Origin of the sequence: Petrotoga sp. 9PW.55.5.1 (genome assembly GCF_003265365.1) — a bacterium.
Classification (GTDB): Bacteria; Thermotogota; Thermotogae; order Petrotogales; family Petrotogaceae; genus Petrotoga.
Genome location: NZ_AUPM01000066.1, coordinates 12,811 through 35,343 on the forward strand (window position 1 = coordinate 12,811; position 22,533 = coordinate 35,343).

At 31.5% G+C, this 22,533-nt stretch carries 23 protein-coding genes and 1 riboswitch; all 23 genes read left to right on the forward strand.

The genetic code is table 11. The features are described from left to right. Positions 1 to 59: 59 nt before the first annotated feature. The 23 genes from dxr to purH all read left to right on the forward strand — a co-directional run bounded on the left by dxr (position 60) and on the right by purH (position 22,528). The gene (gene dxr, locus PW5551_RS09530) at positions 60 to 1,217 is read left to right on the forward strand and encodes a 1-deoxy-D-xylulose-5-phosphate reductoisomerase (RefSeq protein WP_113075542.1); all 1,158 of its coding nucleotides are present in this window, start codon (positions 60 to 62) and stop codon (positions 1,215 to 1,217) included. Further along, a complete protein-coding gene (locus PW5551_RS09535) occupies positions 1,214 to 2,737 on the forward strand; it encodes an RIP metalloprotease (RefSeq protein ID WP_113075543.1) in 1,524 nt (507 codons plus the stop codon). The genes dxr and PW5551_RS09535 overlap by 4 nt, the downstream gene beginning before the upstream one ends. Positions 2,738 to 2,749: 12 nt before the next feature. Then, positions 2,750 to 3,793 (forward strand): flavodoxin-dependent (E)-4-hydroxy-3-methylbut-2-enyl-diphosphate synthase, encoded by a 1,044-nt coding sequence (gene ispG, locus PW5551_RS09540; protein WP_113075544.1) that lies wholly within the window; start codon positions 2,750 to 2,752, stop codon positions 3,791 to 3,793. Positions 3,794 to 3,816: 23 nt separating this feature from the next. Then, positions 3,817 to 4,287: a YaaR family protein gene (locus PW5551_RS09545; RefSeq protein ID WP_113075545.1), complete on the forward strand. Its 471-nt coding sequence runs from the start codon at positions 3,817 to 3,819 to the stop codon at positions 4,285 to 4,287. 134 nt (positions 4,288 to 4,421) lie between these two features. Further along, the gene (locus tag PW5551_RS09550; RefSeq protein WP_233488515.1) at positions 4,422 to 5,342 is read left to right on the forward strand and encodes a hypothetical protein; all 921 of its coding nucleotides are present in this window, start codon (positions 4,422 to 4,424) and stop codon (positions 5,340 to 5,342) included. 15 nt (positions 5,343 to 5,357) lie between these two features. Then, positions 5,358 to 6,182 carry a regulatory iron-sulfur-containing complex subunit RicT gene (locus PW5551_RS09555; RefSeq protein WP_113075547.1) on the forward strand — a complete coding sequence of 275 codons (825 nt, stop codon included), beginning with the start codon at positions 5,358 to 5,360 and terminating at the stop codon, positions 6,180 to 6,182. Positions 6,183 to 6,217: 35 nt separating this feature from the next. Continuing rightward, positions 6,218 to 6,427 carry a DUF2905 domain-containing protein gene (locus PW5551_RS09560; RefSeq protein ID WP_113075548.1) on the forward strand — a complete coding sequence of 70 codons (210 nt, stop codon included), beginning with the start codon at positions 6,218 to 6,220 and terminating at the stop codon, positions 6,425 to 6,427. A gap of 40 nt (positions 6,428 to 6,467) precedes the next feature. Then, a complete protein-coding gene (locus PW5551_RS09565; protein WP_113075549.1) occupies positions 6,468 to 8,363 on the forward strand; it encodes a transketolase in 1,896 nt (631 codons plus the stop codon). Continuing rightward, complete coding sequence (rnc, locus tag PW5551_RS09570) at positions 8,360 to 9,133, forward strand: ribonuclease III (RefSeq protein WP_113075550.1); 774 nt, start codon at positions 8,360 to 8,362, stop codon at positions 9,131 to 9,133. The genes PW5551_RS09565 and rnc overlap by 4 nt, the downstream gene beginning before the upstream one ends. Before the next feature lie 4 nt (positions 9,134 to 9,137). Beyond that, positions 9,138 to 9,935, forward strand: coding sequence for a radical SAM protein (locus PW5551_RS09575; RefSeq protein WP_233488517.1), 798 nt, complete (start codon positions 9,138 to 9,140; stop codon positions 9,933 to 9,935). Between the two features lie 190 nt (positions 9,936 to 10,125). After that, positions 10,126 to 10,935, forward strand: a complete 810-nt coding sequence (locus PW5551_RS09580) for a radical SAM protein (RefSeq protein ID WP_233488518.1) — start codon at positions 10,126 to 10,128, stop codon at positions 10,933 to 10,935. A 38-nt stretch (positions 10,936 to 10,973) separates the two neighbouring features. Beyond that, entirely contained in the window at positions 10,974 to 12,611 is a 1,638-nt protein-coding gene (locus tag PW5551_RS09585) for a sigma-54-dependent Fis family transcriptional regulator (RefSeq protein ID WP_113075553.1), read from the forward strand. 33 nt (positions 12,612 to 12,644) lie between these two features. Continuing rightward, entirely contained in the window at positions 12,645 to 13,106 is a 462-nt protein-coding gene (gene fliJ / locus PW5551_RS09590; protein WP_113075554.1) for a flagellar export protein FliJ, read from the forward strand. Continuing rightward, positions 13,093 to 13,545, forward strand: coding sequence for an arsenate reductase ArsC (locus PW5551_RS09595; protein WP_113075555.1), 453 nt, complete (start codon positions 13,093 to 13,095; stop codon positions 13,543 to 13,545). Before fliJ ends, PW5551_RS09595 begins: the two co-directional genes overlap by 14 nt. Positions 13,546 to 13,612: 67 nt before the next feature. Beyond that, a riboswitch (purine riboswitch) is annotated at positions 13,613 to 13,714 on the forward strand. 70 nt (positions 13,715 to 13,784) lie between these two features. Next, a complete protein-coding gene (locus tag PW5551_RS09600) occupies positions 13,785 to 14,198 on the forward strand; it encodes an AIR carboxylase family protein (protein WP_113075585.1) in 414 nt (137 codons plus the stop codon). A gap of 3 nt (positions 14,199 to 14,201) precedes the next feature. Continuing rightward, the gene (gene purC / locus PW5551_RS09605; RefSeq protein ID WP_113075556.1) at positions 14,202 to 14,918 is read left to right on the forward strand and encodes a phosphoribosylaminoimidazolesuccinocarboxamide synthase; all 717 of its coding nucleotides are present in this window, start codon (positions 14,202 to 14,204) and stop codon (positions 14,916 to 14,918) included. Then, the gene (purS, locus tag PW5551_RS09610) at positions 14,915 to 15,184 is read left to right on the forward strand and encodes a phosphoribosylformylglycinamidine synthase subunit PurS (RefSeq protein ID WP_113075557.1); all 270 of its coding nucleotides are present in this window, start codon (positions 14,915 to 14,917) and stop codon (positions 15,182 to 15,184) included. The genes purC and purS overlap by 4 nt, the downstream gene beginning before the upstream one ends. Positions 15,185 to 15,189: 5 nt before the next feature. Beyond that, positions 15,190 to 15,867: a phosphoribosylformylglycinamidine synthase subunit PurQ gene (gene purQ, locus PW5551_RS09615; RefSeq protein WP_370445946.1), complete on the forward strand. Its 678-nt coding sequence runs from the start codon at positions 15,190 to 15,192 to the stop codon at positions 15,865 to 15,867. Then, a complete protein-coding gene (purL, locus tag PW5551_RS09620) occupies positions 15,845 to 18,028 on the forward strand; it encodes a phosphoribosylformylglycinamidine synthase subunit PurL (protein WP_113075559.1) in 2,184 nt (727 codons plus the stop codon). The genes purQ and purL overlap by 23 nt, the downstream gene beginning before the upstream one ends. A 4-nt stretch (positions 18,029 to 18,032) precedes the next feature. Then, entirely contained in the window at positions 18,033 to 19,400 is a 1,368-nt protein-coding gene (gene purF / locus PW5551_RS09625) for an amidophosphoribosyltransferase (RefSeq protein ID WP_113075560.1), read from the forward strand. Then, a complete protein-coding gene (gene purM, locus PW5551_RS09630) occupies positions 19,400 to 20,389 on the forward strand; it encodes a phosphoribosylformylglycinamidine cyclo-ligase (RefSeq protein WP_113075561.1) in 990 nt (329 codons plus the stop codon). Before purF ends, purM begins: the two co-directional genes overlap by 1 nt. Positions 20,390 to 20,438: 49 nt before the next feature. After that, complete coding sequence (gene purN, locus PW5551_RS09635) at positions 20,439 to 21,008, forward strand: phosphoribosylglycinamide formyltransferase (protein ID WP_113075562.1); 570 nt, start codon at positions 20,439 to 20,441, stop codon at positions 21,006 to 21,008. Next, positions 21,008 to 22,528: a bifunctional phosphoribosylaminoimidazolecarboxamide formyltransferase/IMP cyclohydrolase gene (purH, locus tag PW5551_RS09640; protein WP_113075563.1), complete on the forward strand. Its 1,521-nt coding sequence runs from the start codon at positions 21,008 to 21,010 to the stop codon at positions 22,526 to 22,528. The genes purN and purH overlap by 1 nt, the downstream gene beginning before the upstream one ends. Positions 22,529 to 22,533: the final 5 nt, after the last annotated feature.

Genomic DNA, 22,533 nt, shown 5'->3' on the forward strand with positions numbered 1-22,533 from the left:
AAGATATAAATAATGGTATAATTTTACTATATGATTATATAGTTGGAAGGAGATTTATTGTGAAAAGTGTTTTTATTAGTGGAATATCTGGTTCAATTGGAGAACAAACCTTAGAAGTTTTAAATAACGAATACTTCAAAAATAATTTTCATTTAATAGGAGGTTCCGTTTTTTCTAGCTGGGGTAAATTAAAAAAGATTATTGATAAGTATGATCTAAAAGCTGTTGCTGTTGTAGACGATTCAATTAGTATTCCAGAAACATATAATAATTGTAAGATTTTTAAAGGGCTAAAATCTGTTGAAAATAGTATAGAATATTGCAAACCTGATATTACTTTAGTAGCAACATCCGGATTTTCTGGAATTAAACATACTATTAAAGCTATAGAAGTTTCCAAAAGGGTTTGTTTGGCAAATAAAGAATCGGTTGTATGTGGTGGAAATTTCATTTTTAATTACGCCAAACAATATAACTGTCAGATTGTTCCAATAGATAGTGAGCATAGTGCAATATTTCAACTTTTGATGGGAGAAAAATCTACTCCAACAAAGATCATATTAACTGCTAGTGGAGGTTCTTTAAGAGATCTACCTATTGAAGAGTTGGAAAATGTGTCAGTTCAAAGAGTGCTGAATCATCCAGTTTGGTCTATGGGAAAAAGAATCACGATCGATTCTGCTTCAATGGTTAATAAGGGTCTTGAACTTTTTGAAGCCTTTTATCTTTTTAACGTAAGAGATGTAGAAGTTGCAATTAACAGAACAAGTAGGATTCATTCAATGGTGCAATTTTCAGATGGTGTAATAAAGATGCATTATGGAATTGCAAATATGAAGATACCTATCGCTTTTTCATTATCTTACCCTGAAAGGAAATATACTTATGGATCTCCTGATTTGTTTTCTGATAAGATAGAGTTTTATAAAGTTGATTACGAAAGATACCCTGCATTACAACTCGCCTATAGTATTCTTGGAAACCCTGTCTTGCAGAACGCTTTTAATGCTGCGGATGAGGTTGCAGTTGAATATTTTTTGAAAGATAGTATAAAGTTTACAGACATATATAAAGTCTTAGAATATACAGTAAATCAGATGGCCACATTATCTTCACGAAATAAAATATTTGATTTTAAAGAAATAGATGATATACTTAAAATAGACAAAAATAGTAGGGAAATAGCTAAAAAATATATTATGGAGGTTATTAAATGACGGTTTTACTTTCAATAATTTGGTTCATAATTATCATTTCAGTTATAGTAGTTGTGCACGAATTCGGACATTTTATCTTTGCAAAAGCTTTCAAAACAAAGGTTGAAGAATTTTCTATAGGATTTGGTCCCGCATTATTTAAAATAAGCGGTAAAGAAACAACTTTTAGGTTCAATATTATTCCGCTTGGTGGATATGTTAGGCTTGCAGGCGAAGAAGGGATTGAGGAAGGATATAAAAACACTGATCCCAGCTTGTTTTATAACAAAAAGCCTTACCAGAAATTTTTGATTGCTTTTGCTGGACCATTATTTTCTTTTTTATTGGGATATTTTATTTTTGTTGGTATAGCTGGGGCTTATGGATTTCCAGAAGTTATAGTTGAAAGAGTTGGAAGAGATAGCGTTGCAGAGCAAGCTGGACTTCAACCTGGAGATTTAATAAAAAAAGTTAATGGTGATTATGTATTTAATCCTGCCATTTTAGAAATGGAAATAATTTCTGGAAAACCTCTTGATCTTACTGTTATAAGAGATAACGAAGAGTTAAATGTCACATTGGTTCCAAAACTTACCAACGATAGGGCGATTTTTATACTGGAAGATATAGAAAATACTCAAGAGTATGAAATAAAGTATCAACAAATATCTACCTTAAACGGTGAAGAGAATATTTATCAAGTTATGTCAAGAATGACTGTCGGAGATCCTATAGAAATTGAATTTAAAGATGGAAGCATTTTAAAAGGAAGATTAAGCCAGTATACGTATTATTCTCCTAACTATGAAACCGGTATCGTTTATTCAACTTTTTCTAACATTGTTCAAAAAGCTAATGGTATTTTCCAAAATGGCGATAAGATTGTTGAAATAAATGGTGTTACAGTAAATAATGGGTCAGATCTGCAAAATGTGATTTATAGGATTCAATTGGAAAGTGATCAGATTATGTTCGCAACGTCAGATAAAGAAGTTATCAATGAGTATAAACCTTTTTACGGGAATTCATTGAACATTGTTGTAGAAAGAAATGTAGAACTTGTTGAAATTAATATAAGAGAAGAAGAATTTCTAAATTTTATAACTCAACCTGGTGTTTTAAAATCATCTTATGATAATTGGCATCCACGAGGTATTGAAGCTTTAACAGCACCCATTCAATGGGCGAATAATTTAATTTCTATGACTTTTAGATCATTTGGACAGTTATTCACAGGAAGATTGGGAGCTGATCAAATAGCAGGACCAGTAGGTGCAGCAACAATAATTGGACAGGCAGCAATGGTTGGATTTGATGCCATTTTGAATCTAACTGCATTAATAACTATTAGTTTGGGTGTTTTTAATTTGATACCAATCCCCGGATTGGACGGAGGAAGAATTGTATTTTCCATTTACGAAATGATTACTAGAAAAAGGGTAAGCCCAAAAGTTGAAGCTGTAATTAATACAATTGGATTTTTGTTTCTGATTTTTTTGATGATATTCGTTACTTATAATGATATAATGAGGCTCTTTTAAAGAGGTGCAAATATGTTTTCGAAGAATGAGGTAACTGTTGGAAATATAAAGATTGGTGGAGATCACCATATTGTTATTCAGAGTATGACTAACACTGATACTATAGATGTTCAAAAGACTGTTTCTCAAATAATAGAGTTAAAGCAAGCTGGAGCAGAGATTGTAAGAGTTTCTGTAAGAAAAAAACAAGATCTAGAACCTTTTGGTGAAATTGTTAAAAGAGTAGATGTTCCAATAGTCGCTGATATACATTTTGATTATAGATTAGCTGTTCAATCTATTAAGAATGGTGCATCAAAGGTTCGGATTAACCCTGGTAATATTGGTTCTGAAGAAAAAATCCGAGAAATAGTTAAAGTTGCTAAAGATTATAAGATTCCTATAAGAGTGGGGGCAAACTCTGGATCAATTGCAAAGGAATATCAAAATCTTCCAATTTATAAAGCATTAGCTGAAAGTGCTTTGAAAGAAGTTCGACTCCTTGAAAAAGAAGGGTTCTTTGATATAGTGGTTTCTGTTAAGTCTACCAATGCGAAAGAAAATTTTCTTGCAAACCAATATATCTCACAAAGGATCCCATATCCTTTGCATATAGGCGTTACTGAGGCAGGAGTTTATGAAGATGCTATAATACTTTCTTCTGCTGGATTGGGATCGCTACTTCTTAACGATATCGGAGATACAATAAGGGTTTCAGTAAGTGGTAATCCAGTGAAAGAAGTTCAAATAGCTAAAGATTTACTTATTTCTTTAGGTTTAAAAGAAGGAATAAAAATTATTGCTTGTCCAACATGTGCTCGAAGTGAAATTAATGTTGAAAGCTGGGCTTACCAGGTTAAAAACTGGATCAAAGAGAGAAATATTGTTAAAAACCTCAGTATAGCAGTTATGGGTTGTGTTGTTAATGGACCTGGAGAAGCAAGGCATTCAGATATTGCGATAGTTGGTACTAAAAATACTTCTGCTGCCATATTTTTAAAAGGGAAGTTATATGGAACTTATAAAAAAGAAGAAATCAAAGAAGTCCTTTCAGAACTCATTAATGATCTAAATTAAATAACTAATGGAGTGAACTGATTATGGAAATAGACCCAATAAATAATAAAAAGGCTGAAAAAGAATTAAAAAAAAAGAAGATTAAAAAATCAAAAATAAGTAATTCTACTGTTTCAGAAACCCAAGCAAAAGAAGGATTTTTTGATGTTTTACTAGATGCTGAAGCAAACATTTCTGAGAAAGAGCTTAAGTTGCTAATAGACAATGTGTTAGAAGTCGGAAACAGATTTGTAAAATCTCCTACTTCTTCTAATTTGAAGGATTATAAAGGAGCAATCAAAAATTTTCTAAAAAGATTAGAAAAGCATTGGTATATAATTAAAAATGATGTAGATTTTAGAAGTGCTACTCCTAAATTACATATGGTTGCACAGATAGTGGACCAAAAATTGAAAGATTTAACAGATTTGATGTTGAAACGCGAGAAAAATACTCTAATGTATGCATCTAAAATAGAAGAAATAAATGGACTGATTTTAGATCTATATAAGTAAAAAAGTATGGGGAGTTCATTTTAATGCAGACACATTTTTGTGATACAATTAATAAGATTAAGAATCAGATATTAAGCCTACCAGGGAGCTCAGTCTGCTTTGTTGCTGAAGACAATGAGTTCTTACAATATTTTATGAATCAATTCATAGAATCTAATCCCAATTTTAATGCTTTAGAAACACTTTTTGTAAAACCCGAAAGTGGAAATATTAAAATTGATCAAATCAGGGATATAGATGAATTTTTATTATATAAACCCAATTATGCCAAGTATAAACTAGTTGTTATAGAAAACGTTGATAAACTAAATAAAGAAGCTGCAAACGCTTCGCTCAAATTGATAGAAGAACCACCTGAATTTACCTATATATTCGCAACAACTACAAGATGGAATTATTTATTACCTACTATAAAAAGTAGGTTTTTTAGAATAAATTTAAATGTTCCTTATTATTTATCTAATGAACTACAAGAAAAATATGCAGACAATTCGATATACTTAAAACTTTTTATTCATCAAGATTTGGGAACTTTACTATACTTATTAGACAATGAAACAGACCCAATAAGTGTTATAGATAAGATTAATGTAATACAGGAAACAACGACTGAAGATATTGAAAAATTGATTAATAACCTAAAACTTTCTTTAGATTCAGCAGAAAACAGAATGATATTTACTGTTTCTTATTTTAAGTTATGGGATTTACTTTTAAAGATGGATGAAAGGAATTTCTTTTTTTCTATTAAAGAAATAAATAAGATTAAAAATGAGGTAGATACTTTAAATTTTCTAAAATTCATAAGTACTTTGGGGAGTGTTTTTTTAAGAGATGCCATTGTTTCTATTATTTCTTCAAAATGGAGGTATTTTTGGAATAACTCTCTAGTATATACTTTTGGTTTCAATGAAAAGAATTTAAATGAGGAAGAAATAAAAGAAACCGTTCTATTTTTTGATAAAATAGCTACTTCTGGTATATCTAATTACAACTTTGAATTAGAGGTTATTACTCATTTTCTTAGAATTAGAAGGTGTTTTATTCGACATTAATGGGAGTGAGAAAATTTGATAGATTTAAAAGCTGAAGTGTATGGTGTGGAACTAGAAAAATTGGGAAATATTTACTATTATACTTATATGGGGATAGAAAAGATTAAATTGTTAGAACGGGTTTTAGTTCAAACTGAAAATGGCATTGAAGTAGGGAGGGTTGTACTTGGACCAGTTACTATGAATTTTGAAGAAATTGAGTATGAACCAAAAGCTATAGTTAGGAAAGTTAGTAGGGAAGATGAGGAGGTTATAAGGGAAAATCAAGAAAAGGCTAAGGAAGTAACTGAATACTCTAAAAGTTTAGCTCAGGAATTAAATCTTAAAATGAAGATTTTGCATTCAAATTTCACTTTTGATAAATCAAAATTGGTTATATATTTTGGCTCTGATATTAGGGTAGATTTTAGAGAGTTAGTTAAACTTTTGGCTAAGAAGTACAAAACAAGAATTGAATTAAAACAAGTTGGAGCAAGAGACGAAGTTAAGATGATGGGATCAATAGGTTTATGTGGACAAATAGCTTGTTGTTCTAGATTTTTGCGAGATTTTTCTTCAATTAAAATGGAACTGGCAAAAACTCAACAGATGATGATAAACACCGCCAAAATTTCGGGAAGATGTGGAAAATTACTATGCTGTTTAAAATATGAAAATCAATTTTATGAAGAGGTTTTAAAAAACGTTCCCAATGAAAACACCATGATAGAATACGAAGGAGTTCCTGCGAAGGTGGTTACAGTAAACGTATTTCTCAAAGAAGTAACTTTACAAGTTATTGAAGAAAACCAACCAATACTGGTTAAAGTACCCTTTTCATATTTCAACAACAATGCTTAAATAATTAATTATCCAAAAAAGTGAGTCGGTAAATTATGAAACCAATTTCTGCTATATTAATAACTGTCGGAATTGTTTTAGTAATATTAGGATTGATGTTAGCTTTTAATTTTAAATTAGGCCGTTTACCCGGTGATATTTTGATTAAAAGAGAAAATGTAGTTATCTATATACCGATAACCACTATGCTTATTATAAGTGGAATTATCACTTTGATATCGTTTATCATAAGAAGATTTTTTTAAATTTTAATATGAAGAACAAAAAAAGTCGGAGGTGGATTTTTTGAAAAAAAGTTTAAAAGAGTTGAAAGAACTATCCGTTTTAGCAAGAGGCGATATATTAAAAATGACAACAGTTGCAAGCTCAGGCCATCCGGCTGGATCGATGTCTTCAATAGATATGTATCTTTCTGTATTAAACAGGGCAAATATATTTCCTGAAGATCCTTTTAATCCTGATAGAGACAGGTTGGTAGTAAGTCATGGTCATACCTCACCTGGGTTTTATGCAGCGCTTGGAAGGATGGGATTTTTGAATACAGAAGAATTAATTACTGGGTTTAGACATGCAGGAAGTATCTTTGAAGGACATGTTACTCGTGGGATTCCTGGGGTAGAATGGTCGACTGGGAATTTAGGTCAAGGTTTATCCGCTGGTGTTGGTATGGCGCTAGCTGCTAAGATGAGAAACAAGGACTATAAGGTGTATGTATTTTCAAGTGACGGGGAAAGTCCAAAAGGGCAATTAGCAGAAGCAAGAAGAACAGCAAGAAAAGAAGATTTAAATAATTTGATAGTATTAGTTGATTACAACGATATACAAATATCTGGAAGGGCAAGGGATATACTATCAGTAAACATAGTAGGAGAGTACAAAGCCGCTGGGTGGAATGTTATAGAGATAGAGGGACATGATTTCAATCAGATAAACAAAGCTCTTGAAGTAGCTGAAAATCAAAAGATTGGACCAACAGTTATAGTTGCAAAAACAATAATAGGTAAAGGTGTATCTTTTATGGAAAACACACCAACTTACCATGGTAAGGCTCTAAGTTTAGAACAATTAGACAAAGCTTTAAAAGAATTAGGGTTGGAAAATGATGTAGAAAAGTATATCGAAAAAAGGAAAAAGTTATCTTTAAAAAGAGAAAAATTTTCATATGCCAATATCGACTTAGATGTAGATACAGGTAAACCAAAGATATATAATAAAGGAGAAAAGGTTGCGAACCGTAATGCATTTGGTAATGCTATTGCAGATATTGCTGGACTAAATAAAGACAAATTTCCAGTTGCAGCTGTAGATTGTGATTTAAAACCATCAGTTAAACTTGAAAAATTTGAAAAAGTTAACCCCGAAGGATACGTACAAATTGGAATTCAAGAACACAACGCAGCAACTATTGCTGGAGCTATGTCTGTTAGTGGAGTGTTGACATTCTTTGTAGATTTTGGGGTATTTGGGCTAGATGAAACATTCAATCAGCAAAGATTAAATGATGTAAACCACGCAAACTTAAAAACAGTGGTAACTCATTGTGGAACTGATGTAGGAGAAGACGGTAAAACACATCATGAAGTTAATTACATAGGACTCATCAGAAGTTTGTACAACACAAAATTAATAGTACCATGTGATGCCAATCAAACAGATAAAGCAGTAAGATATGCGGCAAAAACACCTGGAAACATTGTAATAGCTTTAGGAAGATCTAACTTGCCCATTTTATTAAACGAAGATGATGATGTTTTTTACGATGAAAATTATGAATTCACTTATGGTAAATTAGATATCTTTAGAAAAGGGCAAGAACTAACAATATTCACATACGGAAGCTTCACACATCTAGCTGTAAAAGCTGCGGATAAACTAAAAGAAGAAGGAATAAATATAACCGTTGTAGGTGTTCCTACCCCCTTAGAGTTTGATATAAACCAAGTGAAAGAATATGTAGATGGAAAGATAGTATTGACTTTAGAAGATCACAACGTTGAAAATGGATTATCAAACGAATTATCAAAGGGGTTTATAAAAAATGGTCTGCAGCCATCATACTTTGAACCTATGGGTTTGAAGGATTATGCACCATCAGGAACTATAGACGATTTATTGAAAATAAACGGATTTGATGTAGAATCTTTGGTAAATAAGATGAAAGGATTAATCGAAAAGAAATGAAAAACAAAAATGAGTTGCAGTTAACGGATGAAGAAATTTTTGTTCTTAAAAAAATAAAAAAAAAGTTAAATTTACCTGAATGTATCAATGATAATATTTTATTTGTATCTTTATGTCATAAATCATATGTCTTTGAAAGTGATAATGTCCAAAGAAAATTGGAACCAAATGAGAGGTTAGAGTTTCTCGGAGATTCCGTTCTTGAGTTAGTGATCTCCGAGTTTCTTTATAAGAATTATACTCTTTCAGAAGGAGAAATGTCTAAAGTTAGAGCAATTATTGGTAGTGAACCTATTTTAGCTGATATCGCTAGAAAGATTGGTCTCAATAATTTTATCTTCCTCGGAAAGGGTGAAGATAAACAAGGTGGACGCGATAAAAATTCTATTTTATCAGATGCATTAGAAGCTATTTATGCTTGTATGTATTTAAGCTGCGGCTATTCAAAGGTGAGATCGTATATATTGAATTATTTGAAAGAGTATGTTGACGATGCCGTAGAAGGGAATCTTTTTCTTGATTATAAAACAAAATTACAGGAGTTAACTCAAGAAAAAAACAAAAAGTTGCCTGAATATATTTTATTAAAGGCTTCTGGCCCTTCACATTTAAGAAAGTATAAAGTTGCTGTTAAGCTTGAAGAACAAGTGCTTGGAATTGGAGAAGGTTTTTCAAAAAAAATCGCGGAACAGTTAGCTGCCAAGAGTGCATGTGAAAAGTTTTTGAAAGAAAATAATCAAGGTGAAAAAAATGAAAGGAAAAAAGATTGAATTTGTGAAGTTACTAAAAACTTCTTCGGTTAGTTTAACTGGTGAATATTGTGCTTTAAATTGCAAACATTGTGGTAGGCATTATTTAAAAAATATGGCTAATATCAACGAAATAGAAGATATAGCAAAAAATGGGTACACTTCATTTTTAATAAGTGGTGGATTAATGCCTGATGGAAAGATTCCTTTTGCTGCCTTTAAAGATAAATTAAAATATTTGAAAAAAGAGTATAATTTAAGGTATAACTTTCATACAGGTTTTGTAGATGAGGAAGATTTATCGGTTCTCAAAGAGCTTTCAGACGTTGTTTCATACGATCTAGTTGGAGATAAAGAAACCTACTATGAAGTTTATGGAAAAGGTAATTTTGAAAAGATGTGGGATTCGTTCTTTTTGCTGTTAGAAAATGGTATTAAAGTTAAACCTCACGTAACGCTCGGGCTAAGAAAGGGTGTCATTTCTCATGAGAGGGAAGCTATAAAAAGTTTAAAAGAGGTATCGGATAAGATAGATGAAATAATATTTCTTATTTTTATTCCAACGAAAGGTACAGAATATGAGTCTTATAAACCTCCTAAAATTAATGAAGTTGTTTTATTTTTGGAAAATGCTCGAAAAAATTTTCCAGAAACAAAATTAATTTTGGGATGTATGCAGCCAAAGGGTAATTATAGAAAAAATATACAAGAACAATTACTGGGTATAGTGGATAAAATAGTACAACCTGTTCTGCCAACTATAAAAGAAGCAGAAAAAAAAGGTTTTGAAATTTCTTATTCATATGAATGTTGTGCATTATAACTATTAAACGATAGATAAATTGGAGGAGGGAGTACAAATTTTACCTTCTTATATAAAATTATATGAAAGTGGTGTACTTCATAAAAGAAGAGATTATCTAATAAAAAAATTAGATTCATGTGATATTTGCCCAAGAGAGTGTAAAATAAACAGACTTGAAAAGATCGGAGGTTGCAAGGTAGGAAATGAGGTGAAAATATCGGAATATGTTTTGTATCCTGGAGAAGAACCAGTTTTAAAAGGTGAGAATGGAGCAGGTGGTGTTTTCTTTAGTAATTGTACAATGAGGTGTATTTACTGTCAAAACTTCAATTTTAGTCAATTAGGTCATGGGAAAATCATCTCTAATGTGCAATTGGGTGAAATTTTTTTAAAATTGCAATTCGATATGAAAGCTGCTAATTTAGATTTAGTAACCGCTACTCCATATTTACCATTTATCTTTGATGCACTAATATACGCAATAGAACACGGGTTTACTTTACCTATTGTTTGGAATACATCTTCATATGAAAAGTTAGAAACGCTGAGAATTTTGGAAGATGTTGTCGATATCTATCTTGCTGATATAAGGTACACGAGTAATATTATAGGAAAAAGATATTCGGGTGTGAAAGATTATTGGATTCAAGCTCAATTAGCAATAAAAGAAATGTACAGGCAGGTAGGAGATAATTTTATATTAGACGATACAGGGGCTTTAAAAAGGGGCATGATCGTTAGGATACTGGTCCTTCCGAACCTAATCAATCAGTCGAAAGAGGCTTTAAGGTTTTTAAAATATGAAATATCTCAAAACATTCACATTAGTTTGATGGATCAGTATGTTCCTGTATATAAAGCTAAAAAAGACGATAAACTAAATCGTTACTTATATAAACACGAATATGATGAAGTTTTAGATTACTTTAATGAATTAGGATTTGAAAATGGTTGGATGCAAAAGCATAAATTAAAAGAAATTGATTCTATCAATAATTTTTCTACTATTAAAGTTTAGTAATTTATTTTTGATTTATTTTAAAAGAGGGTGATTTTATGACCGATGCAGATTTAATGAAATCTGTTTTAGATCAATTGCAAGATGGGATAATGGCTATAGATGAAAGAGAAAATATTTTTTATATCAATGATGCTGCGTGTAAAATTTTGGAAGTTGAAAAAGATAAAATTACAAATCAAAATGTAGTAGAGAATGTTCCAAATACAAGATTACATATTGTATTAAGAACTGGGGAAGCGGAATATGATAAATTACAAAATTTGGGGAATAAAGTAATATTAACGTCTCGCATCCCTATTAAAAACGAAAAGAATGAAACTATAGCAGTAGCGGCTGTTTTTCGTGATATCACTACTATACAAAAATTAGCCGAAGAAATAACTAATTTAAGAGAGTTGGAAGCATTATTGACCTCAATAATAGATTCAACTTCAGATGCTATTTCTGTGGCAGATCAAGAAGGAAGAGTTTTTATGGTTAACAGAGCCTACACCAAAATCACAGGTTTAACCCCTAGAGAGGTTATGGGGAAACCTGCTACTATAGACTTAGCAGAAGGCGAAAGTTTACATATACGTTGTGCCAGAGAGAAAAAACCCATCTACAATGTGAGAAAAAGATTAGCTACCAATAAAAAAGAGGTTATAGCAAGTGTTACACCTCTTTTTGTTAAGAGCGAATTTAAAGGTAGCGTAGCTGTAATCCACGATATATCAGAAATACAACGACTAATAAATGAATTAGAGGCAACAAAGAGAATGTTAAAAAAAGAAAAGGCTACCTACGATTTTAGTGATTTAGTTGCAAATTCTAAAGCTATGAAAGATGTTATTGCTCAGGCAAACAAAGTATCCGAGGTAGATGTAGATTTACTGCTTGTAGGTGAGTTTGGTGTAGGTAAAGAAGTGTTAGCTCAAGCTATTCACAACGCAAGCAAAAGAAAAGAAAATCCATATCTTAAACTTAACTTTGCTTTGATTCCTAAAGAAAGGCAAGAAGATTATCTTTTTGGTAAAAATAGCTATTTAGTTGAAGCTAATAGTGGAACATTGTTTCTAGAAAACATTGATCTAATGGATATAGAAGTTCAACAGAAACTGCTTTCTTTTCTTAAGGACAAAATTTTTGAAAGTGACCATCACGATTTCATTCCAAACGTTAGATTGGTTTTTGCAACTACAGAAGATTTAAAGATTCTTGTGGGTTTAGGGAAATTTTCAAAAGAATTATTTTACAAGATATCTGTGGTAAGTATTCTTATTCCCCCTCTTCGTGAAAGAAAAGATGACATTCCTGAACTTGCTCATCAACTTTTACATAGTTTAAATCAAAGGTATGGAAGAATTGTTTATGGATTCACTGAAGATGCACTTGAAAAACTTAGAAACTATTCTTGGCCAGGAAATATTAGAGAGTTAGAAAATGTAATTGATAGAGCCATGCTTGCTATTGATAACAGTGACCCGCTTGTTACTTCCTCACACATACCCGATTTAGTCGAAAAATCAGAAGAAATTAAAGGGACACTTAAAGATATGACAGAAGAATTTGAGAAAAAGATTATTATAGAACTTTTAGAAGTATGCCATGGAAACAAAACTGAGGTTGCAAGAAAATTAGGTTTAACAGTTAGAAATTTGTATTATAAGCTTGATAGGTACGGGATAAAATAATTACCTTATTTTTTATTTATGGGGATGTAAAATATGAAATTTAATTTTAAACTTGAAAGGTTAAAAGATTTAAAAGAAAATTTTCAAGACTTTGCAAGGATTGAATTAGGGAAGAAAATTCAAGAAAGGATAAAAGTTGAAGAAGAAATTAAAGTAATGAATAGTAAGATTGAAATAATCTCAAGAAATTTTAAAAGTGAGATTCATGACTCTATCCCAATAGCAAAATTAACTAGTTTAATAGAATACAGAGAAAGTTTGAATGAAAAATTAGACAATCTTTACTTAGAGCTTAAAAAAAGAGAAATAGAAGAAGAAATAGCAAGAAATGATTATATCGAAGCAAAAAAAGAAAAAGATGTTCTTGAAAAGCTTAAAGATAAAAGATACGAAGAATACAAAATTCAAGAAAAAAGGCTAGATATCAAAGAACTTGATGAAGTAGCAAGAAATGCTTACCATTTCAATGGAGGTAAAAAAAATGGACAAAATTAAGGTGCTGTTTTTATGTTCTAGAAACTCTGCAAGAAGTCAAATGGCTGAAGCTTTTTTAAAGAAATATGGAGCTGATAGATTCGATACTTATAGTGCAGGTTTAGAGGCTTCTGAAATTAATCCTTTCACTATTAGGGTTATGGAAGAAAAAGGTATAAGTATGAAAGATCATTATTCAAAGAGTTTAGATAGATACTTGAACGATAGGTTTGGTTTTTTAATAACAGTATGCTCAAAAGCAGAAGAAAAATGTCCCTTCTTTCCGGGTGTAAGTATAAGACTTCATTGGCCCTTTGATGATCCTGCAACAGCTGCGGGAAGCGAAGAGGAAAAACTTGAGATTTTTAGAAGAGTGAGAGACGAAATTGAAAAAAAGGTTATTGATTTTGTTGAAAATACTGATAAATACTCTAATATAAAAGATAGTTTTAAAGCGTGATTTTACTATTTTCATAAATTTAACGCACTGCTAAAAAAATTATGTTATGATGAAATCATAGAAAGTTAATAATAAAAATGCCTCTTTCTGTATAATGTCGATAATATGGTTCGACAGTTTCTACCAAACAGCCGTAAACTGTTTGACTACAGTAAGAGGGGTATAAGGTATTTTATAATAAAATCCTACCTCTCTACTGTATAAGAGGTAGGATTCTTTTTTTGAAGGGAGAGATTGAGTTGGACAAAAAAGTACTTCTTATTTCTGGAAGTCAATCAGACGAGGTTTTTGTAAATATTGCAATTGATCTTTTTGATGAATGGAAGGTTGATTATGAGTACAAAGTACTAAGTGCCCATAGAAATTTAAAAGAACTCACAAAATTTATCGAAGAACTTCCTAAAGAAGAATATTGCGCGATAATCGCTGTTGCAGGGTTATCTGCTGCACTTCCCGGGGTGGTGGCTTCTCTTACTACGCTTCCTGTTATTGGAGTTCCAAGAGATGTTGGTCCTTTAAATGGTGTAGATGCTTTACTTTCAATGATTCAAATGCCTAGTGGTGTTCCTGTTGCAACTATGGGTATAGGAAGCAGTGGTATGAAAAATGCAGCTTATTTTGTAAAGAGATTACTTGATAGCGAGGGTGAATAATATATGAAAAATGAGAAAAGATTTGATTTATTGTATGAAGGCAAGGCAAAAAAGGTATATAAATACAGTGATAGAAAGCTATTAGTAGAATTTAAAAATGATGTAACCGCTTTTAATGGAATAAAAAAAGGTCAGTACGCTAATAAAGGTAAGATAAACAAGAAAATTTCAACATTTTTCTTTGAATTATTAAATGAAGAGGGATTAAATACACATTATTTACAAGATTACGATGAAAACTCTTTTATTGCAAAATGGGGGGAATTAATACCTTTGGAAGTGATAGTTAGAAATTATACAGCGGGAAGTTTTTGTAAACGTTATGGTGTAGAAAAAGGGATAAAATTTGATTATCCATTAGTTGAATTTTCACTAAAAAATGACGATTTAGGGGACCCAATGATAACAAAAGATGCTATATTACTTTTGAAGATTTGTAATAAAGAAATATTAGAAGAAATAGTTGGAATTTCAAATAAAGTGAACAATATACTGAGCAGTTTTTTAGATAATAAAAACATTCTCTTAGTTGATTATAAATTAGAGTTCGGTATATCAAAGACAGATAAGAAAGTAATTTTGATTGATGAAATATCTCCAGATACCTGTAGATTTTGGGATAAAAATACTATGGAATCGCTTGATAAGGACGTATACAGAGAGGATAAAGGAGATCTTATTAATGCTTATGAAGCTTTGATTGGGAGGTTAGCTATATGATTACTGAAGGAGAGAAAATATTTAATTTTGAAATAAAAGTTAAATTAAAAGAGGGGATATTAGATCCTCAAGGTAACGCTACACTAAAGGTATTAAAAAGGTTAAACTTTTCTGTAGAAGAAGTTAGATTTGGAAAAAGCGTAAATTTAAAAATTAAAGAAGAAAATTTTGAGAAAGCTAAACAAAAAGCAGAACAAATAGCTTATGAAGTTTTATCAAATCCTGTTTTGGAAGATTATGAAATAATGGAACTGGATGAGGAGTGAATATTTTGGATAAATTAACAGCCGGTGTAGTGGTATTTCCAGGATCAAACTGTGACCGTGATGCCTATTTTGCATTAGAAGAGAATGGTTTCAAAACAAGATATATCTGGCATGATTTTGATCAGGCCTTAAATTATGACCTTATATTTATTCCTGGAGGTTTTTCATATGGAGATTACTTGAGGGTCGGCGCTTTAGCAAGGTTCTCACCGGTTATGAAGTCAGTTGAAAAATATGTGTTGCAAAAAAGAGGGTTGGTCATTGGAGTGTGTAACGGATTCCAAATTTTAACTGAAGTCGGCATATTACCTGGAGTTTTGACAGTGAACAGTTCGCAGAGGTTCATTTGCGAAGATGTAGAGATAAAAGTAAATAACTTTGAAACACCTTTTACTAACAACATAGATAAAAAAGTCTTAAATTTACCTATCGCTCATAAAGAGGGGAGATATATAATAAGAGAAAATACTTTAGAGCCTTCTCAAATAGTTATAAAATATGTAGAAAATCCTAATGGATCTTTTGAAGACATTGCTGGAATTATAAACAAAGATCTCAACGTTTTTGGTTTAATGCCTCATCCGGAAAGAGCTTGTTCAAAAGTATTAGGTAATGAAGACGGTAATCTTATTTTTCAGTCTATCAGGAGGTATCTGTCTAGTGGCCAATCAGTTAAAAATTAGGGAACTAGCACTTGCTTTAGGACTTTCTAATTCTGAATATGAAAGCATAGTTGAAAAGTTAAATAGAGAGCCTAATGAATTTGAAACTTATCTTTTTTCTGCTCAATGGTCAGAACATTGTGGATACAAACATTCAAAACATTATTTAAAAAAAATAAATGAATCTTATGAAAGTGAAAATGCTGGGTATGTAGAAATTGGTAATAAAGCTGTGGTATTTAAAGTTGAAAGTCATAACCATCCTTGCGCTGTTGAACCTTATCAGGGAGCGGCAACTGGTATAGGAGGAATAGTAAGAGATATCCTGGCTATGGGAGCAAGGCCTATTGCTTTGTTGGACTCTTTGAAGTTTGGAGATATTAATCAGCCCAAGGTAAAAAATATATTTGAAGGTGTTGTTTCAGGTATAAGTGATTACGGTAATTCCATAGGAGTTCCTACGGTTGCTGGAGAAACATCTTTTAACGAAATATACTCAACAAATCCTTTGGTAAATGTGATGTGTGTTGGGGTAGCCGAGAAAAATTATTTAGTATCTTCACATGCTGATGGCCCTAATAAGCTTATTGTTTATATAGGTTCAAAAACTGGGAGAGATGGGATACACGGGGCATCTTTTGCTTCCAAAGAGCTTAGTGGAAAGGACGATAGACCATCTGTACAAGTTGGAGACCCTTTCACTGAGAAAAATCTCATAGAAGCGACTCTTGAAATATTGAAATTAAAAGGTGTTAAAGCATGTCAGGATATGGGGGCAGCAGGAGTATTAAGTTCTACTTCTGAAATGGCAAGCAAAGGTGGTCTAGGTTGTGAAATATATTTAGATAAAGTTCCAAAAAGGCAGAAAGATATTAAACCATGGGAAATTATGCTTTCTGAATCCCAAGAAAGAATGGTTTTCTTGGTTGAACCAGGTTTTGAACAAGAGGTTAAAAAAGTATGTGAGAAATACATGGTAGATTTTTCAGTTATAGGAAAAACAATTGAGAAAAAACATTATGTAGTTAAAAAGGAAGAAAATGGTGATATTCTTGCAGATTTGCCTATCGATGTATTAGTGGATGCTCCAGAATATTATAGGAATAATAGTACTCCAACATCTTTCATTATAAACAGGGCGAAAAAATTTCCAAAGTGTAAGGGGCATGATTTAAAAGATATTTTAAAAAAAATAATACAAAATCATAACGTAGCGAGTAAGAAATGGATTTTTCAGCAGTACGATTACAAGGTTGGGACAAACACTTTATTAATTCCTGGAATAGCTGATAGTTCGGTACTTTGGTTTAAAAAAACAAAAAAAGCAATAGCTGTAACTATTGATAGTAACGAATTATATACTTATTTAAATCCACTTGAAGGAACAAAAAACGTTGTTTATGAAGCAGCAAGAAATTTAGTATCAGTAGGAGCTGTGCCTTTAGCTATAACCGATAATTTGAATTTTGGACATCCTGATGATTCGGAAGTTTCTTGGCAATTTGAGCAAAGTATTAATGGGTTAATTGAAGCATCAAAAGAACTTTCTACTCCTGTAGTTAGTGGAAACGTTAGTTTTTATAATTCTTATAAAGATTCTTCTATCTATCCTACCCCAGTTATAGGAATGGTTGGAGAGGTAAAAGATATAAGCAAGTTGACCAATTTAAAATTTAAAAACGTTGGGGATTTTGTATATTTAGTAGGTAAAACTGATATAAATGTTGAAAGAATAGGTGGAAGCATATACTTAAAAATAATTGAAGATTTTATAGGTGGTGAGATAGACCCTGTAAATCCAATATTTGAAAAGTCATTACAAAATTTTATTCTAGATCTTATCAATAAAAGTGTTGTTAACTGTGTTCATGATGTATCAAAAGGTGGTCTACTTGTTTCTCTTGTTGAAAGTTGTATCGTAAGTAGTTTGGGATTTAATGGAGAACTTGGTAATTCAGTGGAGGAACTTTTCGGTGAGAACCAAGGGAGGTTCATCATTTCACTTTCCAAAGATAACGATGATCTTTTTCAAAAGATGTCAAATAAAGCAGGAATTATCTTTAAAAAGTTAGGAGAAGTAAAACACCAAGATGATGGAATCAATATTGGTTCGACTACCTTTGATCTTAAAAAGTTAACTAAACTTTATTTTGAAAGTATCTCTAAAACTGTGGAGGAATAATTGTATGTTAATGGAAAATTGCGGATTATTTGCAGCATATTCTAAAGAAAATAAATATAATGTTAGTGGAAGAATTATAGAGGGTTTATTAGCCTTACAACATAGAGGTCAAGAGTCAGCAGGTATAGCTTTATCAGATGGTTCAAAGATCACAACATATAAAGGAAAAGGTGTTGTAAATAGAGTTTTTACTAAAGATGTTGCTAGAAAAATAAATGGTTATTTTGGAATAGGACATGTAAGATATTCCATTAATGGATTTTCAAATTATATAAATGCACAACCGTTAAGTGTGAAATACAAAGGAGAATTTTTTTCAATCGCTCATAATGGACAAATAGAAAATGGGAACAAATTGAAAGAAGAATACGAAGAAAAAGGATCCATATTCATGACAACCTCTGATACAGAGCTCATTCCTCACTTACTTGTAAATAACCTCAAAGGAGTTCCTTCAAGTTGGGAAAGTTCTAATATAGGTAAATTAATCGATCAAAATATTGGGCCTTCTTATTCCTTACTACTTCTTTTCAAAAACAAAATAATAGCGTTCCGTGATTCATATGGATATCGTCCTTTGGCCCTTTGTGAAACTAAAAATGGAATTTATGTAGCTTCTGAAGATAGCGCATTCAAATTTTTCCCCACTAAAGATGCTACAATTAGAGAGATAAATCCAGGTGAATTAATAGAAATAAAAGATGGGAAAGTTAAAAGTTATTTTATAAACTCAAGTAATAAACATAAATATTGTTTCTTTGAACATGTTTATTTTGCTAGACCTGATTCTAATATCTTTGATGAAAACGTACATTTAATGAGAGAAAAGTTGGGAGCATTATGTGCACAAGAGAATCCAGTTGAAGCAGATATCGTTGTACCCGTTATGGATAGTGGGTTTTCTGCTGCTTTGGGATATTCCAAAGCCTCAAATATCCCATTAGAGATGGGGTTAATGAGAAACAAATATGTAGGAAGAACGTTCATTGATCCGGATGTTGAAGAAAGAAAGATGGGGGTTAGAAGAAAACTTTCTCCAGTTAAAGAAGTAATTGAAAATAAAAGAATAATTTTAGTAGATGATTCTATAGTAAGGGGAACTACTATGAAACATATAGTTAAAATGCTTAGAGAAAATGGAGCAAAGCAAGTACATCTAAGAATCGCCTCTCCAAAAGTTGTGAACACCTGTCATTGGGGAGTGGATATTCCTACTCAGGAAGAGTTAATTTGTGCAACTAAAAGTATAGATGAGATTAAAGACCTTTTAAACGCCGATTCAATAGAGTTTGTTTCACTTGAAAAATTAAAAGAATTTTTAAATAGCAAAAAACAAGAGTACTGTTTTAAATGCTTTCAAGGAGGAAATTAATGTTTTATAAAAGTTCTGGTGTAGATATAAATAAGGCGAATGATTCTATAAAGGCGATTCGCTCATTTCTTGATAATAATATAGGTTCTTATGCTGGGATATTCCCTTTAAAGGATGTTTTAAATAAATACCGTGAACCAGTTCTCGTAGCAACTTCTGATGGAGTGGGTACAAAGTTACAGCTTTTAAAAAAGTATGGAAGATGGGATGTCGCTGCACAAGATCTTGTTGCGATGAATTTAAACGATTTAGTTTGTATGGGAGCAACGCCTTTGTTTTTTTTAGATTACTTTTCAACGTCAGCTCTAAATAAAGAAGAGTTTGTTAGTTTTATAAAGAATTTAAAAAATATCTTAGACGAATTTGAATGTAATTTGTTAGGTGGGGAAACAGCAGAATTACCTGGTGTTTTTAGTCAAAACAGTGAGGATGTCGCGGGATTTGCGGTTGGAATAGTTAGTAAAGAAAATATTTTTGATTATTCAAAAATAAAAGTTGGAGACAAGATAATAGGTTTAAAATCCTCTGGAATACATTCTAACGGTTATTCTTTGGTAAGAAAATTACTTCAAGAAAAAAAGATAGATTTTAGTGAGGAGTTATTAAATCCAACGAGGATATACGTAAAACAGACGTTAGCTCTTCTAAAGAACATTAAAGGAGCAGCACATATAACTGGTGGAGGACTGATAGATAATCTTCCAAGGATAATTCCTGATGGTCTTTATGCATATATTAATGTATCTTGGGAAATTCCAAGAGTTTTTCAAATTATCGAAGAGTCTGGAGTTTCTAAAAATGAAATGTTTAGAACCTTCAATATGGGTATCGGTATGGTATATATAGTGGATGAAGATAACCTAACTTACGTAAAAAATATTATTAAAACAAGATTTTCAGAAGAAGTCATTGAAATTGGTGAAATTAGAGATATTGTAGAAGTTAAAAAAGCAGCTGATATAAATCAAAAAGTAAAGATTAGTTATTAAATTCTATATGGAAATAGAAATCAAATAGGGCAAAAGAAGGTATTTTATAGTGAAAAAAGTAATAATTATGGCATCTGGGAATGGTTCTAATTTTGAAGCGATTTGTAAATATTTTTCGAATAGTAAGGAGATTAAAATCTCTCACTTAATTACTGATAATCCTAAGGCTTATGTTATTAAAAGAGCTAAAAAAGTTGGAATAGAACCTAAGATAATCGATTATTCAACTTTTAAAAATAAGGAAGAATACAACAAAGCTCTTTTTAATTATTTAAAAACTTTAGATTTTGATTTGATAGTTTTGGCAGGATATATGCGTATATTACTAGAGCACATCGTTAAATATTATAAGAACAAGATAATCAACATCCATCCTTCTCTTTTGCCAAAATACAGAGGATTAAATGTTATAGAAAAAGCTTTTAATAATAATGAGGAATATATTGGAATCACCATCCATTACGTAGATGAAAGTGTAGATACAGGGAAAATAATATTACAAAAAAAGATTAAAATAGAAAAATATTGGGATTTAGAAAAGGTTGAAAAAGAGATTCATGAGTTGGAGCATAAATATTATCCACAGGTAATATATAAAATTTTAAAAGGGGGCTTTTGATGATTAAAAGAGCTTTGATAAGTACTTACAAAAAAGAAAAGGTTGTAACCTTTGCAAAAAATCTTAAAGATTTGGATATTGAGATAATTTCAACAGGGGGTACTGCAAAGAAATTAGAAGAAAATGGAATAAAAGTAACCTCCGTTGAAGAGATAACAGGATTTCCTGAAATTCTAGATGGAAGGGTAAAAACCTTAAATCCAAAAATTCATGGTGGCATATTAGCAAGAAGAGAAAAAGAAGAAGATATGAAAACCTTGAAAGAGCTAAATATAGAAGAGATTGATTTAGTATACGTCAATCTTTATCCTTTTTTGGAAGTTTCAAAAAAAGAGGATGTTGAATTAGATCAACTAGTAGAGTTTATCGATATAGGTGGACCTACTATGATAAGATCGGCTGCTAAGAATTTTAAGAATGTTGTAGTTATAGTAGATGAAGAGGACTTGGATGCGGTAATTGACCAATTAAAAAAAGAAAAGGAAATTGACGAAGATTACAGATTGTATCTGGCTTCAAAGGCTTTCAATTTGACGTCTTTTTATGATACATGTATAAGTAATTATCTAGGAAAGTTAACCCAAAATGAATACCAAAAATATTTAACTGTTCCATTTGAAAAGAATTACGAGATGAGATATGGGGAAAATCCTCATCAAAGTGCGATTTTCTATAAAAATCCTATGAATAGTGGTGCTATGACTTCGTTTGAACAGTTGAACGGTAAAGAGTTGTCTTTTAACAATTTAAGAGATGCAGACGCTGCATGGAAGACAGTAAATGAGTTTGAAGAAACAGCTTGTTGTGCACTTAAGCATAGTACACCATGTGGGATTGCTCTGGGTGAAAATGTTTTGGAAGCTTATAGAAAGGCATATGAATGTGACCCCGTTTCCATATTTGGGGGAATTGTTGCTTTCAACAAAAAGGTAGATGTGGAAACGGCTATGGAGTTAAAAAAATTGTTCTTAGAGATTATTATGGCTCCCGATTATGAAGATGAAGCTGTAGAGATTTTAAGAAAAAAGAAAAATTTGAGAGTATTAAAAATGACCTCAAAGCCTACAGATAAATATGAATACGTCTCTGTTGATGGAGGAATACTCGTTCAGGAAGTTGATAAAGGTTTGATCAACGAGTTCAAAGTTGTAACAAAGAAAGATGTTCCTGAAGAACTGAAAGATGAACTTTTATTTGCTTGGAAAGCTGTCAAAATGGTTAAATCAAATTCTATTGTGGTATCAAAAAATAAAGCAACAACAGGTATTGGTACTGGTCAGCCAAACAGAATTTGGGCGGCTACTGAAGCCTTACAAAGAAGTGAAGGAAAGGGAGCGGATGTACTAGCGTCTGATGCTTTTTTTCCTTTCAGTGACGTTGTAGAAAAAGCTGCAGAATATGGAATAAAGGCGTTAATACAACCCGGAGGTTCTATAAGAGACAAAGATTCAATAGAAGCTTGTGATAAATATGGAATAGCTATGGTATTTACAGGGATGAGGCACTTCAAGCATATGTAACTTAT